16 protein-coding genes and 1 tRNA gene are annotated in these 15,746 nt (G+C 62.4%); 12 read left to right on the forward strand and 5 right to left on the reverse strand.

The features are described 5' to 3' along the window. The first annotated feature begins 90 nt into the window (after nt 1–90). The 8 genes from TabM4_RS16285 to TabM4_RS16320 all read left to right on the forward strand — a co-directional run bounded on the left by TabM4_RS16285 (nt 91) and on the right by TabM4_RS16320 (nt 8,989). Nucleotides 91–1,380, forward strand: coding sequence for a tyrosine-type recombinase/integrase (locus TabM4_RS16285; RefSeq protein ID WP_434614711.1), 1,290 nt, complete (start codon nt 91–93; stop codon nt 1,378–1,380). Further along, a complete protein-coding gene (locus tag TabM4_RS16290) occupies nt 1,380–2,123 on the forward strand; it encodes a hypothetical protein (RefSeq protein WP_434614715.1) in 744 nt (247 codons plus the stop codon). Before TabM4_RS16285 ends, TabM4_RS16290 begins: the two co-directional genes overlap by 1 nt. A 97-nt stretch (nt 2,124–2,220) precedes the next feature. Then, nucleotides 2,221–2,406 carry a helix-turn-helix transcriptional regulator gene (locus TabM4_RS16295; RefSeq protein ID WP_434614718.1) on the forward strand — a complete coding sequence of 62 codons (186 nt, stop codon included), beginning with the start codon at nt 2,221–2,223 and terminating at the stop codon, nt 2,404–2,406. Between the two features lie 107 nt (nt 2,407–2,513). Beyond that, nucleotides 2,514–2,798 carry a hypothetical protein gene (locus tag TabM4_RS16300; protein ID WP_434614721.1) on the forward strand — a complete coding sequence of 95 codons (285 nt, stop codon included), beginning with the start codon at nt 2,514–2,516 and terminating at the stop codon, nt 2,796–2,798. A gap of 94 nt (nt 2,799–2,892) precedes the next feature. Then, nucleotides 2,893–3,111, forward strand: a complete 219-nt coding sequence (locus tag TabM4_RS16305) for a hypothetical protein (RefSeq protein ID WP_434614723.1) — start codon at nt 2,893–2,895, stop codon at nt 3,109–3,111. Further along, nucleotides 3,104–5,476 carry a VapE domain-containing protein gene (locus TabM4_RS16310; protein WP_434614726.1) on the forward strand — a complete coding sequence of 791 codons (2,373 nt, stop codon included), beginning with the start codon at nt 3,104–3,106 and terminating at the stop codon, nt 5,474–5,476. Before TabM4_RS16305 ends, TabM4_RS16310 begins: the two co-directional genes overlap by 8 nt. A gap of 601 nt (nt 5,477–6,077) precedes the next feature. Beyond that, on the forward strand, nt 6,078–8,246 hold the full coding sequence (locus tag TabM4_RS16315) for a hypothetical protein (protein WP_434614729.1): 2,169 nt from the start codon (nt 6,078–6,080) through the stop codon (nt 8,244–8,246). Nucleotides 8,247–8,299: 53 nt separating this feature from the next. Then, nucleotides 8,300–8,989, forward strand: a complete 690-nt coding sequence (locus TabM4_RS16320) for a hypothetical protein (RefSeq protein WP_434614731.1) — start codon at nt 8,300–8,302, stop codon at nt 8,987–8,989. Nucleotides 8,990–9,363: 374 nt separating this feature from the next. On the opposite strand, the gene TabM4_RS16325 is transcribed toward TabM4_RS16320, so the two are convergent. Next, nucleotides 9,364–9,651, reverse strand: coding sequence for a hypothetical protein (locus tag TabM4_RS16325; RefSeq protein WP_434614734.1), 288 nt, complete (start codon nt 9,649–9,651; stop codon nt 9,364–9,366). 296 nt (nt 9,652–9,947) lie between these two features. Next, nucleotides 9,948–10,232: a helix-turn-helix domain-containing protein gene (locus TabM4_RS16330; RefSeq protein WP_434614737.1), complete on the reverse strand. Its 285-nt coding sequence runs from the start codon at nt 10,230–10,232 to the stop codon at nt 9,948–9,950. A 60-nt stretch (nt 10,233–10,292) separates the two neighbouring features. On the opposite strand from TabM4_RS16330, the gene TabM4_RS16335 reads away from it, so the two are divergent. The 4 genes from TabM4_RS16335 to TabM4_RS16350 all read left to right on the forward strand — a co-directional run bounded on the left by TabM4_RS16335 (nt 10,293) and on the right by TabM4_RS16350 (nt 12,156). Then, a complete protein-coding gene (locus TabM4_RS16335; RefSeq protein ID WP_434614740.1) occupies nt 10,293–10,607 on the forward strand; it encodes a hypothetical protein in 315 nt (104 codons plus the stop codon). 33 nt (nt 10,608–10,640) lie between these two features. Beyond that, the gene (locus tag TabM4_RS16340) at nt 10,641–10,988 is read left to right on the forward strand and encodes a hypothetical protein (RefSeq protein ID WP_434614742.1); all 348 of its coding nucleotides are present in this window, start codon (nt 10,641–10,643) and stop codon (nt 10,986–10,988) included. Continuing rightward, on the forward strand, nt 10,988–11,233 hold the full coding sequence (locus TabM4_RS16345) for a hypothetical protein (RefSeq protein ID WP_434614745.1): 246 nt from the start codon (nt 10,988–10,990) through the stop codon (nt 11,231–11,233). Before TabM4_RS16340 ends, TabM4_RS16345 begins: the two co-directional genes overlap by 1 nt. A 683-nt stretch (nt 11,234–11,916) precedes the next feature. Then, complete coding sequence (locus TabM4_RS16350; RefSeq protein ID WP_434614747.1) at nt 11,917–12,156, forward strand: hypothetical protein; 240 nt, start codon at nt 11,917–11,919, stop codon at nt 12,154–12,156. A 362-nt stretch (nt 12,157–12,518) separates the two neighbouring features. Here the strand turns inward: TabM4_RS16350 and TabM4_RS16355 are convergent. The 3 genes from TabM4_RS16355 to TabM4_RS16365 form a co-directional block, all read right to left on the reverse strand. Beyond that, nucleotides 12,519–12,595, reverse strand: a tRNA-Arg gene (locus TabM4_RS16355). Between the two features lie 76 nt (nt 12,596–12,671). Next, nucleotides 12,672–14,021, reverse strand: a complete 1,350-nt coding sequence (locus TabM4_RS16360; RefSeq protein ID WP_434622127.1) for a sensor histidine kinase — start codon at nt 14,019–14,021, stop codon at nt 12,672–12,674. 303 nt (nt 14,022–14,324) lie between these two features. Continuing rightward, complete coding sequence (locus TabM4_RS16365; RefSeq protein ID WP_434622129.1) at nt 14,325–15,746, reverse strand: dihydrolipoyl dehydrogenase family protein; 1,422 nt, start codon at nt 15,744–15,746, stop codon at nt 14,325–14,327.

Genomic DNA, 15,746 nt, shown 5'->3' on the forward strand with positions numbered 1-15,746 from the left:
GGAAAGCCACCTTTGCGCTTGTCGTTATCCGTTGCAAGCCGTCGCATCCTGTGATTCTATCTTTGATGGGTATGACGAAGGATAGCCGCGATGCCGAAGGTTGCCGCAGAACTTGGACCGCTCGACGTAAAGCGGCTTGCCCATCCGGGCGGCAAGGGCAACGCGATGTTTGCCGTGGGCGGGGTTTCCGGCCTTTACATGCAAGTCACCCCCAAGAACGGCAAAACGTGGGTGCTGCGGGTTCTGGTGGGCAACAAGCGCAGGGATATTGGGCTGGGCGGTTATCCGACCGTCACGCTGGCGCAGGCCCGCGACAAAGCCCGCGAAGCCCGCGACTTGATTGCGCGAGGTGTTGACCCTGTGGAGGAAAAGAAGGCGGCTAAAGCCCGCCTAATCCTCGCCCAGCGCAAGGGGCTGCTTTTCAAGGATGCCGTTGATAAGGCCCTAGCTGCGAAGCTGGACGGGTTCAGGAACGAAAAGCACCGCGACCAATGGCGCAGCACGCTCGACGCCTATGCCATACCATCGCTGGGCGCGCTCCCCGTCCAAGAGATTGATACCGCCGCTGTGCTGCGCGTTTTGCAGCCGATCTGGGCGACCAAGACGGAAACGGCTACGCGCCTTCGCGGGCGAATTGAGGCCGTGCTTTCGTGGGCGACCGTAGCGGGCCATCGCACAGGCGACAACCCGGCCCGCTGGGTGGGCAATCTCAAGGAACTGCTGCCCGCCCCTTCCAAAGTCGCAACCGAAAGCAACCATCCGGCACTGCAACTGGACGACGCCGCGCGATGGATTGCCGATCTGCGGACCCGTGACGGCTTCCCAGCGCGGGCGCTGGAATTCGCAGCCCTGACTGCGGCGCGTTCGGGCGAAGTGCGGGGCGCGCGGTGGGACGAGATAGACACGAAACAGGCGCTTTGGATTATCCCTGCGCATAGGATGAAGATGCAACGGGAACACCGCGTTCCGCTCACGAAAGAGGCCGTGGCTCTTTTGGAAGCCCTGCCAAAGCTAGAAGGCAATCCGCTGGTGTTTCCGGCTGTCCGGGGCGGGATGCTTTCGGACATGGCGCTTTCTATGACCATGCGCCGGATGCACGCGGCGGATATCGAAAAGGGCGGCGCAGGCTTCATTGACCGCGTGAATAAGCGGCCCGCCGTGCCGCATGGCCTTCGCTCGACCTTCCGCGATTGGGTGGCGGAACGGACAACCTACCCCGGCGAAATGGCCGAGGTTGCGCTGGCCCACCGCATCAGCAATGCCGTTGAAGCCGCTTATCGCCGGGGCGATATGGTGGAGAAGCGCCGCGCGATGATGGCCGCATGGGCGGGCTTCCTGATGGGGGCAGAGGCCAAGGGCAAAGTTGTGAGGATGCGCTGATGTGGTGCCCAGAAGGTTTCGTTACACTATCAGAAGTGTCACATGTGCTTTGGGAGGAGGCAGACGCCGCGCTGGCCCTCGAGGACTTTGAAAGGGACTTGGAGCAAGACGGCATTGCAACCATGCGGATTGCAACCGGGCCAGCCTTCGATGAGGTCGACTCCTACAATACATGGCTTATGGTTCGATTTCTTGAGTTCTTCCGAGACCAAATTCGGGTTGTTGCTCCCTCAGGGGCGCTCCATCGGCTTGCCCCTGTTGTCCTTTCGGTGGAAGCCTACGACCCCTTCGACTTCAACGACTATCCAACCTTTCCGACCGACCGGGAGGCAAGGCTGCGGGTAGGGAAGGTTGAGCTTCCGTTTGTTGACCTGAACGCCATGACCATCAGGGTTCCAGATAGCAAGCACGGGCCTTGGGTAAACTCTGTTCGGCCGATTGAAGGCTTCCCACTCTGCATCGCGCTCAACGAAATCCCCAGCTATCCAAACAAAATTTACGATAAGCTTGTCGAGCTTTGTGAACGCAAGCGCAAAGGAGATAGGAAGGCGCGAACTCACAAACACGCCGAACTAGTCGCAGCAATGGTAGAAGCACACCGATCAACGCCGGATCTGCGAAAGAGTGGGTTTATGGCAAGATTTGGTGTTGGAATGAGTCGTGCGGCTTGGGAGGCTCTTTGGAAGGATTTTACCAGAGAAGTTCCTGCCCTTTCTCGACCCGGTCGTAGGCCAAAATCTTAGAAAAATCATAAATCAATCAAAACGACATTCGTTTCGCAGTCTGATTTCGGTGCGACAGAATGCGCTTAATCGAGACTTTATTCGACGGAGCGCAAATATGGCTGAAGTTTTCGTGGATGTTCTACGCCTTGCCGCCCGCTACGGGGTGCATCGTGCAACCCTTTGGCGCTGGGCCAAGACGGACCCGACATTTCCCAAGCCGGTAAGCCTTACTCCGGGCTGCACTCGCTGGCGGCTGTCTGAGATTGAGGCGTGGGAAGCCTCCAAACTGCAAGCTGCATAAACGAAACCCCGCCGGGGCTAACGGCGGGGCGGTATTCGTTTGGGCAGACTTCGCAGGCTTCAAACATATCGCACCCCGCCCCGGTTTTCAACGTCCGAGGCAGAGCAATGAAGAAATCCGCAGGATGGTATTCCAACCCGACGCAGGTTTATTGGACCTGTGCGGCGCTTTTGGAAGGTCGCGAAATCACGCATAGAGATGAGATCGGCGAAGCCAAAGGTTGGCGGTTGGCCGCAATCTGCAACAGGTTGCAAAAACGGTTCGGATGGCCAATTCAGGTTCGCTACGTTGGTCCTGAAAACCTCGCCCATTACAGCTTGCCTGAAGGCACTGATCGGCAAGCCCTGCGCTTTCCACCCAGCGCCGCGAAACTGGCCGAGGTGGCCGCATGAGTGCGCTTCGTCTCTCAATCCTTCGCCGCCGGTGGGGCCTTTCTGGCCCTGTCGCAGGCATCCTCGCCCACCTCGCATATGGGGAGGGCCGGGAATGACGGTCATCAACTTCCCTAACCGCAAAACCAATACTCGCCCCGTCATCGAAGTCTACACACCGCAGCAGTCCGCCAGCGGAAGCTATGAGGTCTGGCTTTGGCGAAACCGCGACAGGGACGACGGCTTTATCTACCGCGTCCCTACCGTGATGGACGTTGAAATCATCTTGGAGGCCATCAAGGACGCATTTCCTGGGAGGTGGTCCCGTGGGTGAGCCATCCCCGATTTTGCACGACGTCGCCGCGACAACTGCGGCGCGGGCCTTCCCGACAGGTTGGGGGCAGTCCGATACTCATGCCGTCCAGCTTAACGACGGTCGGCCCAATCCATCCAAAGACGCAGGCACGCCTTATACCGTCATCACCGCCCCCGAAATCGTCGCAATGGTCCGCAACCCGCCTCCGCCTGTCGAAAAAGAGCGGGCGCAATGGTTCATCCCTAGCAGGCATACAGAGGCCGATGCGCGTTCCCACACTGTGCAGAGGGAACAAGGTGCATTCTCTTGGCTGGCCCTCGACGTGGACCAGAACAACCTCGCTTTGGAGGACGTGAAGCAAGCCCTGGCATCAGTGCTGGGGCAATGCTCTGCGCTGATCTATTCGACATCCTCAGCCATCGAGCAGAACCGCAAATGGCGGGCGCTTGTGCCGCTCAAGGATGATTTGGCAGGGGCCGACTATGCCGATACGGCAGAGGCCTTCTTTGACCTTCTGGAAGCCGCAACAGAGGGGGTTCTGATTTGTGACCGCGCCCTTCAACGACCGGGCCAGCTTATCTACCTGCCCAACCCGCGCAGTGGTTTCTATCAATCCGAGGTCATCCAGTCAGACCGTTTGAACCTCCACCCGCAACACCCGGTTATCCTGAGGCGAGAGGAAATCAGAAGCCGCCGCGAGGCCGCGAGGCGGGAAGTCGCAGCACGGCAGGAACGGCGGCGGGCGGATGCCTTGCAGCGGATCGGGCATGGCGAAAGCCCGGTTGATGCCTTCAACGCGGCGCACGACCTCGAAAGCCTTCTGGAACGCTATGGCTACACCCGCGCGGGGAGGTCAAACGATTGGCGGTCGCCCCTTCAATCAAGTGGAAGTTTTGCAACCCGTTGCTTCGGTGACTACTGGATTAGCCTTTCGGAAAGCGATGCCGCCGCCGATCTGGGGCAGGCAAGCGCCAATGGCGCGCGCTTCGGAGATGCGTTCGACCTTTATTGCCACTTCGAGCATGGCGGCGATTTTCGGAAAGCTGTCGCGGCCTACGGGGAAGAACTTCGGCAGGCCAATTGGTCTGGCGTTGGCAATCCTGATGCTGGACGGCAATCCGGCGTGGTGGTGGCGTTCAATGGATCCGTCATGCACGATACAGCTACGGAAGCCGCGCCTGCCCAGCAGGGGCCGCAGCTAGTGCTTGGCCGGAAAGGTCGCCCAATCTGGTGCGCGGAAAATGCCTGCATGGTTTTGGAAACGGACCCTGCATGGCAGGAGACTTTGGCTTATGATGAGTTCGCAGGGCTAACCTTGCTGTTAAGGCCAATCCCCGGCACCACTGTCCCCCGCGCCAATTTCACCGCCCGCCCGTTGGCCGATACCGATATCACCGCTGCGGTGCGTTGGTTCAATCGGAACGGCTTTCCCGATGCGACCAAGAACACGACGGCAGATGCTCTGTATGCAGTGGCGGCGCAGACCATCATTTCCCCGGTCCGGCACTATCTGGAAGGCCTTTCATGGGATGGTGTGCCGCGCGCCGGGGAATGGCTCATTCGCTATTGCGGGGCTGAGGATACCAACTTCGTCCGCAAGGTCGGGCAGGCGTGGCTTGTTTCCGCCGTTGCGCGCGCGCTGCAACCAGGCTGCAAAGCGGATTGCGCGCTCGTTCTTGAGGGCAAGCAGGGCCAACGAAAGTCTTCGGGCCTCAAGGCTCTCGCAGGCGAGGCATGGTTCCACGATGGCTTGCACGACCTCCATAGCAAGGACGCCAGCGCAGGGCTTCGCGGCAAGTGGATTATCGAACTGCCCGAACTGTCGGCCATGCGCCGATCTGATACCGAGGCAGTGAAGGCATTTTTGAGCCGCACAGAGGAACGCTATCGCCCCGCCTATGGCCGCGCCGAGGTGATTGAACCGCGACGCTGTGTGTTCGCGGGAACGACCAATCGCAGCGACTATCTGACCGATGACACTGGCGGGCGGCGCTTCTGGCCCGTTGTGGTGGGTGAGGTTCTTTTGGCTGATCTGACCCGCGACCGGGACCAAATATGGGCCGAAGCCGTCGCCCTGTTCCGCGCCGGGGAAAAGTGGTGGCTTGACCGCGAAACGGAAACCGAGGCAGCGGCTGTGGTTGCCCTTCGGGCCTCAGATGACCCTTGGACGGCAGACGTTCTTTCCTTGGTTGAGGGCTTGAGTGAGGTCAGCACACGCGACGTTTTCCAACGCATGGAAATCCCCAGAGACAAGCTGAGCAAAGCCGACGCCATGCGGATTGTGGGCATCCTGACCCGCGCGGGGTGGACCCGATCCGGCAAGTTCACGGCTGGGCCTAACCGTGACCTTTCCCGCTATCTGCCCCCGGAGGGGCGGCTATGACCACGCGCGGAACCTACTGCGGAACCCTTGTGCGGAACCTCAATAATCGAGGGGCCGAAAATCGACATCCCCTGCGGAAGCGGAACCTTGCGGAACCTTTTCCCACACATTTCACCGAAAACAGTAAGTGTATGATAAATTTCAGTAAATCGGAAATATGTCGGTTCCGCAGGTTCCGCCCTAATCCCCTGTTTCTGCATTTGGACGAAATGTGTGGAGAAAGGTTCCGCAGGTTCCGCTCTACCCGCATCCCCCCCTTCGCTGGCCGACCCATGCCGCGCTGCAACTCGTTGCAATGGACACTCTCAAACCACCCTAAGGAAACCCGCAAATGACCCCCAATGAACTGAACGCCCTTCGCGCCCGCTTCCCCGAACTTCGCGGGATGGGTGCCGCCCAAGTGGCCGATGGCTTTCGTGCCGTCCCCGCACAGGCAGCGCCACCCGTTTCGGCTCAATCAACGTCATCCAGCGTGGGGGTTGCATCTCAGCCCAGTGAAAACCCATTCGCTAAGTTTCGGCAGCCTGCCGCCAATCCCTTCGAAAGTTTCCGGCAAGCAGCATCGGGGCAGGCAATCGAAGTGGAATTGCCTGACGGCACGGTGGCCGAATTTCCGGCCGGAACTGATGAAGCAAGCATCAAAACCGCCATTCAGAAGCATCTTGCCAAGCCCTCTGCCGCCGCTGCGGCTCCGACTGCTGAACAGCTTCTGAAGGCGGCAGAAAAGGCCACCGCCGCAGGGGACACCGAAGCCGCAAAGCGATTGGCGACGGCGGCACTGCCAAGGCTTGGCGGCGCAGGCAACATGGGTGAGCGCATCCAGTCCGGTGAGGTCACCTATCAGCAACTGATGACCGCTGTTCGGAATGCCCACAGCGCGGGCGACACGGCGGCAGCAGAGCGGCTTGCTCGACTGGCGAAGCTTGCCCTTTACGCGCAGGGCGACGGCGGGCAAGGCGCGGTAAGATACCGGGAAGAAACCTTGCCCGGACCGCAGGAACCCCCGCCCGCCTATGACGGGGTTTCTGCTGTTCCGACCGCGCCGCGCCCGGACACCTTCGGGGATACCACCGGGGAAGCAATGGCCGCGCCACTGGCGGCGACCCAAGCTTTCGGCGCTGGGCTTCTCGACCAGTCCCAAAGCCCGACCATGCGCGCCCTCCCCGAAGGCATGGATCCGCGCCTTAAGGGCGTTGTGGCAGGGGTAGGCGACCTTGGCGGGATGGTTCTGGGCGGGCTTGGAACAGGCCTAGCCGGGGCCGCTGGGCTTGTCGGTGAGGCTGTTGGCCAGAACCAGACAGAGGAACGGCAACTCGCCCGTGACTTGATGATGGGCCTGGAGGTTTCCGCACCCGAACTGGCCGGGGTAAGTGGCACCATTCGGGCAGGCGGGGCAGCCGTTCGGGCGGCAGAGAACGCCACTAAGCCCGCGAAGCCCGGTCAACTGGCAGCCCGCGCGGCAGGAGACTTGGGCATCACCCCCTCTGCTGGGATGCAGGGCAAGACCGCCGCCATGATTGCCGCAGGGCTTGAGAAGGTGCCTTTCGCAGGCGATGTGATTGCGCGCGACGCTGCCCGCGCGGTGGGTGAGGTGGAAGGTGTGTTCTCACGTATTCGCGGCCGCATAGGTTCCGCGCTTTCGCCCTCTGCGGCAGGGAACACGTTGCAGGAAGGCCTGCGGGGTTTCGTGAAAGGGTTTCAGGACACGTCGCGGAAGCTGTTCGATGTGGTCGACAGGAATATCCCGGCAGATGCGCGCTTCACGCTGGACAACACCACCACCGCCCTTGGCGATGCCAAAGCTGCCTTCGCTGGCAACCCGGAACTCGCCCAGCGCCTTGGGCTGAACCGCTGGGATGCCATCATGGCCGAGGCGCGGCAAAACGGGGTTACGTGGCAAGCCCTCAAACAATTCCGAACCAGCGTTGGAGAGGCCATAGGAGCGGCGGAGAGTGGCAGGCAAGGGGGCGCGCTGGCAGGCGATGACCTTGGACGCCTCAAGCGTCTGTATGGCGCGCTGACAGCCGATATGACCGCAGCGGCGAAGTCTGTGGGTGGGAATGCCTTCACGACATGGAGCCGCGCGAACAGCCACTATCGGGCGGGCGCTGAACGGATCGAGCGCAGCCTTGATGCGACCATCACCGCGAAAAGCCCAGAACGTGCATGGGAGGCCTTCTCTGCGCTGTTGCAGCGTGACAGGGCATCTTCCGACCTCACCCGCGTTCGGGCCATCCGTGCCTCTCTCAGCCGTGAGGATTGGGATACCATAGCCGCGTCCATCGTTGACCGCATGGGACGCCCCCCAGCAGGCCAGCAGAACGCCGCAGGAGATGCCTTCTCTCCCTCTGCTTTTCTCACCAACTGGAACAAGCTGGATCCCCAATCGCGGGCAATCCTCTTGCCGCAGGAGGCACGGCTGGAACTGGAAAAGCTGGCAAAGGTTGCGGAGCGGGTGCGGGCCGGGAACGCCGAACGCAACACCTCGAACACCGGCACGGTGGGATGGGTGGCAACCCTGTTCCTTGGGGGCGTCACCGATCTGGGAACCACCGCCGCTGTTCTCGGGGCAACCAACATCAGCGCCCGCGCCCTGACCTCGACCACCTTCCTCAAGGCAATGAACGCCGCCGCCCGTGGTGACGTGCGAACCATCAGGGCGATGGCAAATGGCAACGGACCTTTCCGAACCGATGCCGCGACAGTGCTGCGCCTTGCTGCTGCCGACATGGCCGCAGGGCAACCCGCGCCGGAACAGCAGGGCCGCTAATCCCAAGGGGCGGGCCGGATAAGCCCGCCTCGCGCCAAGATGGAGTAGGAACGATGAGCAAGAACAACGTTCAACCGATTACCCCGCCCAAACGCGCGGCCAGCCCAGCGCGGCAAAGGTTGCGGGGCGGTGCAGAGATAAGCGACGAGGAACTTGATGAGGCAATGAGCGCCCTGAATGAGGTGCAACGCGCCAAGGTGCAGGACGTGGCGGCAAGAGCCAAGCGAAGGGCCAGCGCACCGCCGATGCAGTTGGCAATGGAAGGCGATGCCCTCGCCATTTCATATCGCGGCAAGAATGATGCTGCTGTGAGCCTTCTCTTGATGGCGGAACTTGGAACCTGCGACCCGTCGTTTCATGCGGGGATTATGCGCCAGGTCGCGGCCTTGGGGGCGCAGGGTGCGAAGGTTGATGAAACCAACAGCAACTTTGTCGTTTCAGTTGTTCGGGCAGTCGAACCGCGCGACGAACTGGAAACCATGCTGGCCGTGCAGATGGGGGCCGTTCACGCCGCAACGATGATGATGGCACGGCGGCTCAATCACGTTACCACCATTCCCCAGCAGGACGCGGCGGAGCGGGCGCTAAACAAGCTGGCCCGAACCTTCGCCACCCAGATGGAAACCCTCAAGAGATACCGCACAGGCGGGCAGCAGAAGGTGACGGTGGAGCATGTGACGGTGAACGCGGGCGGACAGGCAATTGTCGGAGCGGTAAGCCACGGGGGCGGGGGGCAAGAATGAAACAGGACGGCAACCCCACTAGCCCCGCCAAACGGTTGCAAGATGCACCCCGTTGCAAAGCTAAGGCGAAGCGAACCGGGGAGCGTTGCCGATGCCCCGCCGTCACGGGCTGGACGGTCTGCCGGGTACATGGTGCCAGAGGTGGAGCGCCGGAAGGCCCTGCTAACGGCAATTGGAAGCATGGCGGGCGCAGCCGAGAGGTAGCAGAAATCCGGCGCATTGGAGCGGAACTGTCGCGGCAGGCAAAAGGAGCGTTAGGCGTCTTTCTATAGCTTCTTCCGCGCAGAAACCTCCGTAAGATGAAAGCGCGTAAGCCTTTGTTTTATATTGGTTGGGGTTGTCTAACCCATCAATCGTTTCAAGTCGCGCGGAACTCACCAGAAGGGCAGGTATCCGTTGATGTAGAGGGCCAGCATTGCGACGATGCCCCAAAGCAAAACGGTCTGATTGCGGCCCCGTCTTTCTTGCTCTGTCACCTGCCGCCGAAGCGCGCCCAGCGCAGCCTTTGTTTCCTCAGCCCTTTGCCGTTCATCGGCCACCAAACGCAAAAGAGCCGCGCCTTCGGGGCTTTTGGCGAACCGTTCGCTTTCCTCAAGCCTGCCGTTGAAGTCTAGCATGAACAACTCCGCTTCAATCGTTGGGTCTAACCGGTCATCCGTCATCGCTTATCGCCTACTCTGTGAAGCCAAACCCATCAGGCCCAATATGGCAGCAATCCAAGGGTGCTCGAACTTGGCCCATGACCACGCCCACGAAGGCACAGACCAAGCCGCGCTGGCCGCGTCAAAGACTACTATCAACAGCGACCCAAGAAACGCCTCAGCGTTCACTTCGCCGCTGGTGATTGCGAGGAACGCACCAAGCAACGAGATGCCGCCTTTCAACAAACCCCAGCCGATAGCGCCCAAGAACCATAGCGGCCAAAGGCCCACGACGAACATGAGGGCAGCAACCGTCTCTAGCCACATTTGAGTGCCACGCCCGGCCCAGCTGCCGTGCCGCCCGCCTCAAGAAACTGAATGCCAGCATTTTCAAGCGCCCTGCGCACTGCGTCAACGGTTTCAAACCGACCGCCCACAGGCCCTTTCGTGGCGTCTAACCGTTGAATGGTCGGATAGCTGACACCCGACTTTTCAGCCAAGTCGGCGGCTGTCCAGCCCAACAGCGCCCTTGCTGCCCTGATCTGTTCACCCTGCATTGCCGCCCTTTCGATAGAAAATCTTTCAGAAACGATAGAAGGCATATTGAAAGGCCATCCATCATCTATTATAGATAATCTATCAGAACAGATGGAGCAACCGACATGCAGATCGACCGCCGCGCCCTGATGAACGCCGCATGGACCATCGCGCGCCGCTTCGCTGGCAATCGCGAAACGTGGGGCCAGCGCCTGAGCCGCGCCCTCAAGTCGGTTTGGTGGTCGATGAAGCGCGATGCCGAACTTTCGGCCCAAGCCGCTGCCCGTCTCGCCGCAACCGCCGCAGAAGCCGCCCGCAAGACGGTGGCGGATCTGCTGGCCGAAGTCACCGATCTGCAAAACTGCGATGCTCCGTTTGGGTGGGCGGGGATTGAACGCCTTTCCACCTTGCGCCGGGAACTGGCCCAGCGCGCAGCTTAACCGCCCGAAAAGGGCATATCAGGAGGAAGACCAATGAACCGCCGCGAAACTTTCACCGCCCCGCTGGCACTGGCTGCACTTGCCGCCGCGCCCAGCATCGCCGGGGCTTCGACCGAAAGCGAAATCATGCGCCTCTACGCCGAGTGGAAGGCAACCTCTGCCATCGCCGACAAACAAGGCATCACTGATGCTGAGTTTGATGCGGCGGAAACGCATCTCGACGGCCTGCAAGCCCGCATCCTCTCAATCCCCGCCAAGTCCGCGCAAGACCTCGCTGCAAAAGTGACCATTGTGGCCTTCTACGGGGATATCAACGACCGCTCCGGGCCGAGCATCGCGCTTTGGAGCGACCTTCACGCGCTGGTCGGGGAGGTGGCGTGATGGCTAAAGTCATAAACACCGCGAACTTGGATGACCTCTGCGCGGACGCTGCGCGGTTGCTGCACATGACAGCAGCAGCACAGGATATCCTCAACGAACTGCCCTTCGTAGACGCCCACGGGAAACGGCTACGCGCCATGGATCAGCTTTGGGCCATCCTGTCATCCTTGGAGATACAGGCGCAGTTGCATCTGGATACCGTGGAAGATGCCATCGTGACGGCGAAGCGACAGAACGCCGCCTGACACTTTCCGTCATGCACAGTATCGGAGGCCCCGCCCAGCGCGGGGCTTTCTGCATTCACCGGAGCCCGGTAACCTCACGATATTTAGGTTGGCGAATCAGGTGAGTGCAGATTGACGGATAGAGCCTATTACTATGTTTTGAAGAACGAGGCGCGCAGACGGACGGTGACCGCTCTCAACAAGCGCCTACTGCGTTCCGGGAACATCGCTGCGTGGGACAGGTTGACCCTCTGCTCGGTGATGGGGTCTGACGTAGGTGACGCCTTATCCTTCGCTGCGACAGAGTGGCCCAAGTTCTATGGCACAGCCACACACACAGGATTTGGTGTAAGTTGGGAGAAGCTTGCGTATAGGTTCTGGCATGAGCCAGACCACTTCGACTTAGCGATTTGGCAACACGTTGGTGATACACCCGTTCTGGTGGCACTGGCTTTAGGAAGTCCATCCCATGCAAGGACACACTTAACAGTGAAGTGGGTTGAAAGGTACTATGGGCCTAACCAACTAGCAGGGAGGGCTTTGTTCGCCATCCTTACATGCGCGGAAGAATATGCTAAACTTCTCGGGAGCAAGCGCGTACTAGTTAAGGACCCAGTTGACCCTGCGAAGTATCAAAGATACGGGTACGCGCCCTACCGGCATCCGGGTGTAGCGTATGGTGGTGACTACTTAGGAAAGGAACTATGATGATGGAAGAAGTGAAGAAGACTCCGGTGGTTTCCCCGGACCTCCAAGCCAGTTTTCTGGCCGCTTTTGCGCGCATCGAAGCTGTTCCTGCCGGTAAGACCCTCATTGACGAAATTTCCGAGGAAGACTGGCACGATGCCTCTGTGGCTGAATGGAACATTTGTGTGTCGTCGGCGTCAGTTGAAGATGCAGATGAAGCAGACGGGTTTGATGCGCCTGTCGTAGCCGTGGCGTAAAGCGCGCCCGACCACAGAGTGAACTGAGCCCCGCCTAGCGCGGGGCTTTTGCTTTTCCGAACGCAGGAAACGCCCCCAATCTGTCCCAGCTTTCCCGTTATAACAGAAAGCCGACTGAGTGACCAATACGCGCGCGAGGCTCCCTAAGATTGCCCTCACGGTCTTGCCCGCAGATGCGGGGGTATCCTCAAAGCAGGATAGGCCGCGCTGAGGTCTATCTGGGCTGATTCCCTACCCGATGCCATATCGCACGGGAAACGACTTGCCTCACCCTTTGGACGGTCAAGCGTTTTTGGGTTGGTGGGTTTTATGTTGGGTATCGGACAAGTCAGCCCGAAAACCTCAATGATATTAAGGGGAAGTGGCGGACCCGGAGCGATTCGAACGCCCGACCCTCAGATTCGTAGTCTGATGCTCTATCCAGCTGAGCTACGGGTCCGTCGTGGCGCTGCGTTTAGCCCCGGCAGCCGGGGGGTGCAAGCGGAAAAATGCGCGCCTGCCATCGCGGCGCGGGCTCACTCCTCGTCGCCGGGCGACAGGCGCTTGGGCAGGCGGATCAGGAACTCGGTCCCCTCCGCGTCGCTGCGCGCAAGGTCCAGCCGCCCGCCATGCCCGCGCACCAGTTCCGCCGCGATGGCAAGGCCCAGCCCCGTGCCCCCCTTGCGCGCCCCGCCCTGAAAGGCCTCGAACAGATGCTCGCGCGCCTTGGGCGGCAGGCCCGGCCCGGTATCGCCCACGCGGATCCACCAGTCCTGCTCATCCTCGCCGCCGGAAATCTCGATCGTGCCGGGCTGCCCCGTCGCCTCGATCGCCTGTCGCGCATTGCGGATCAGGTTCGACAGCACGCGGTACAACTGCTCGCCATCCGCCCGGATCACCAGCCCCGCAGGAACGTCGATCAGGCAGGCGACCTGCGTCTCCTCACCCGTCAGCCCCTCCGCCTCGGCCACATCTTCGGCCAGCACCCGCAGGGCAAAGCGCTTCAATTGCGGCGGCGGCTCCTCCGCCTTGCCGAAGGCGAGGGTCGATTCGCACAGGCTGACCGCGCGCGAGATGCTCCCCACCAGCTTGGGTGCCGCCCGCGCCACCGCCGGATCGGCACTCGCCTCCAGCCGGTCGGCGAAAAGCTGCGCCGTGGTCAGGATGTTGCGTAGGTCATGGCTGATCTTGGCCACCGCGCCGCCAAGCTGCGCCAGCCGTTCCTTCTGCCGCAAGGCCCCGGTCAATTGCGTCTGCATCGAGGCCAGCGCCTCCTCGGCCACGCGCAACTCCTCCACCTCGGCCGAAGGGGCGATGACGCGCCGCGCGTCCTCGGGCGCCTCGGCATAGGCCGTCATGTGCCGCACCACGCGGCGGATGGGCACCACCAGCAACCGCTGCACCGCAAGGAACAGAAGGAAGGCCGTCACCGCCGAGATCAGCGCCGACAGGAACAGGATGCGCAGCCCATATTCCACCATCGAGGCCCGCAGCGGCCCCGTCTCCATCGTGATCTCGATCAGAAGGCCGGCATCCTGCACCGGGTTGCCGATCACCCGGATCACCCGGTTCTCCGGATCCGCCAGCACGCCCATCGCATCGCGGATCAATTCCCACGGCCCCGCCAGCCGCAGATCGAAGGTGTCGTGAATGGGGGCCGGAATCGGCGAGGACAGCACCAGTTGCCGCACCTCGTCACGCCGCAGCACGACGTTGAAGACCTCGGCATTCTTCAGCAGTTCCTTTTCCAGATCCGCACCCACCGTGGCATCCTCGGCCGCCAGCAGCGCAAGCGAGGCGATCTGCGCCTTCTCCAGCCGCAGCAGAAGGTAATCCGCCCGATAGCGCGCGATCGATGGAACGAAGATCAGGATTTCCGCCAGCATGACGAAGGCGACGGTCAAGAGCAGGAACCGCCCCGACAGCGTATTCAGGAAACGCCCGCGCCCGATCCGCACCGATACCCGCCCCTTGCTCTGCCCTGCCTGAAATACGCATCGCCCCTCCCTTCCCGCAACCCCCCATACCGGGAAAGCCGGGCCGAAAGGCGCCAATCGGCGCAGGACCGTGCAAGAGAGATGCGGCACTGCCCCGTCCCGCCACAGAACCGGGCGCTTCCCCTGCCCCTTCGTCTCGGCCCAAATACCCAAATGCCCGGCCTGCCCCGGGCGCAAGGCCGCAGGAGTGTTTCAGGGCAGGAACCGCTGCACCAGCCGGACGAAGGCCTTCAACCGCGGGTTCCCGAACAGCGCGGGCGCGAAATGCGCCCCCGCCGCGCGCTTGGCCACTTCGGCAAGCGTCGGATAGGGCAGCACCACCCCCGCCAGCGCCGAGACCTTCATCCGCGTGGCCACCGCCAGCGCGAGCGGGGCGATCACCTCGCCCGCCTCCGGCCCCACCACCGTGGCCCCGATCACCCTGCCCTTGCGGATGACCAGCTTGGCAAAGCCTTCCGTCTCGCGCAGGGCCTGCGCCCGGTCATTGTGGTGGAACTCCGCCCGCGTCACGCGGGCCCCGTCGCCAAAGGCCGCCCGCGCCTCGGCCTCCGTAGGTCCCACCTGCGCCAGTTCCGGCGTGGTGAAGGTCACGCGCGGGATATGATCCGTCCGCGCCTTCGCGGGCAGCCCCAGCACCGCCTGCCGGATCACCACCCCCGCGTGATAGCCTGCCAGATGGGTGAACTGCGCCCCCCCCGCCGCGTCGCCCACGGCGAAGACGCGTCGGTTGCCCTTGGCCCGCAGGCCCGGCCCCACGACCACGCCGCGCGCGTCGAATGCCACGCCCGCAGCCGCCAGATCCAGCCGGTCCAGCACCGGCACCCGCCCCGCCGCCACCAGAAGATGCGAGCCGTTCACCACGGTGCCATCGGCCAGCACCGCCTCCACCCCCTCGGGGACCGCGCGCAGCCGCACCACGCCCTGCCCTTCCCGGATCTCCACCCCCTCGGCCCGCAGCCGCGCCAGCACCACCGCCGCCGCCTCCGCGTCCTCGCGCCCCAAGGCGCGGCCCGCCTCGATCACCGTCACCGCCGATCCCAGCCGCCGATGCGCCTGCGCCATCTCCATCCCGATGGGTCCGCCCCCCAGCACCAGCAGATGCGCAGGCCGTTCACGCAGGGCAAAGATCGTCTCGTTCGTCAGATAGGGAACCGCCCCGATCCCCGGCACGGGTGGCACCGCCGCCCGCGACCCGGTCGCGATCACGAAACGCCGCGCCCGGATGCGCCGCCCGCCCGCCTCCACCTCGCGCGGCGAGACGAACCGCCCCCAGTCGCGGATGGCAAGGCAACCAAGCCCCTCGAACCGCTCCTGACTGTCCACCGGCGCGATGGCGGCGATCACGGCGGCGACGTGATCCTTCACCGCCCCGAACTCCACCGCAGGCTCCACCGCCGCAATCCCGAAGGCAGCCGATCCCCGCTGCGCCTCTGCCGCCGCCGCCGCCGCGATCAGCGCCTTGGAGGGAACGCAGCCGAAATTCAGGCAATCCCCGCCCATCTCGGCCCCTTCGATCAGCACGACCCGCGCGCCCATCTGCACCGCGCCCGCCGCCACGGACAGCCCGCCCGACCCCGCGCCGATCACGCAGATATCCGTCTCGATCCGCTCCAT

It is taken from the genome of Tabrizicola sp. M-4 (genome assembly GCF_051132405.1).
Taxonomy (GTDB): Bacteria; Pseudomonadota; Alphaproteobacteria; order Rhodobacterales; family Rhodobacteraceae; genus Paragemmobacter.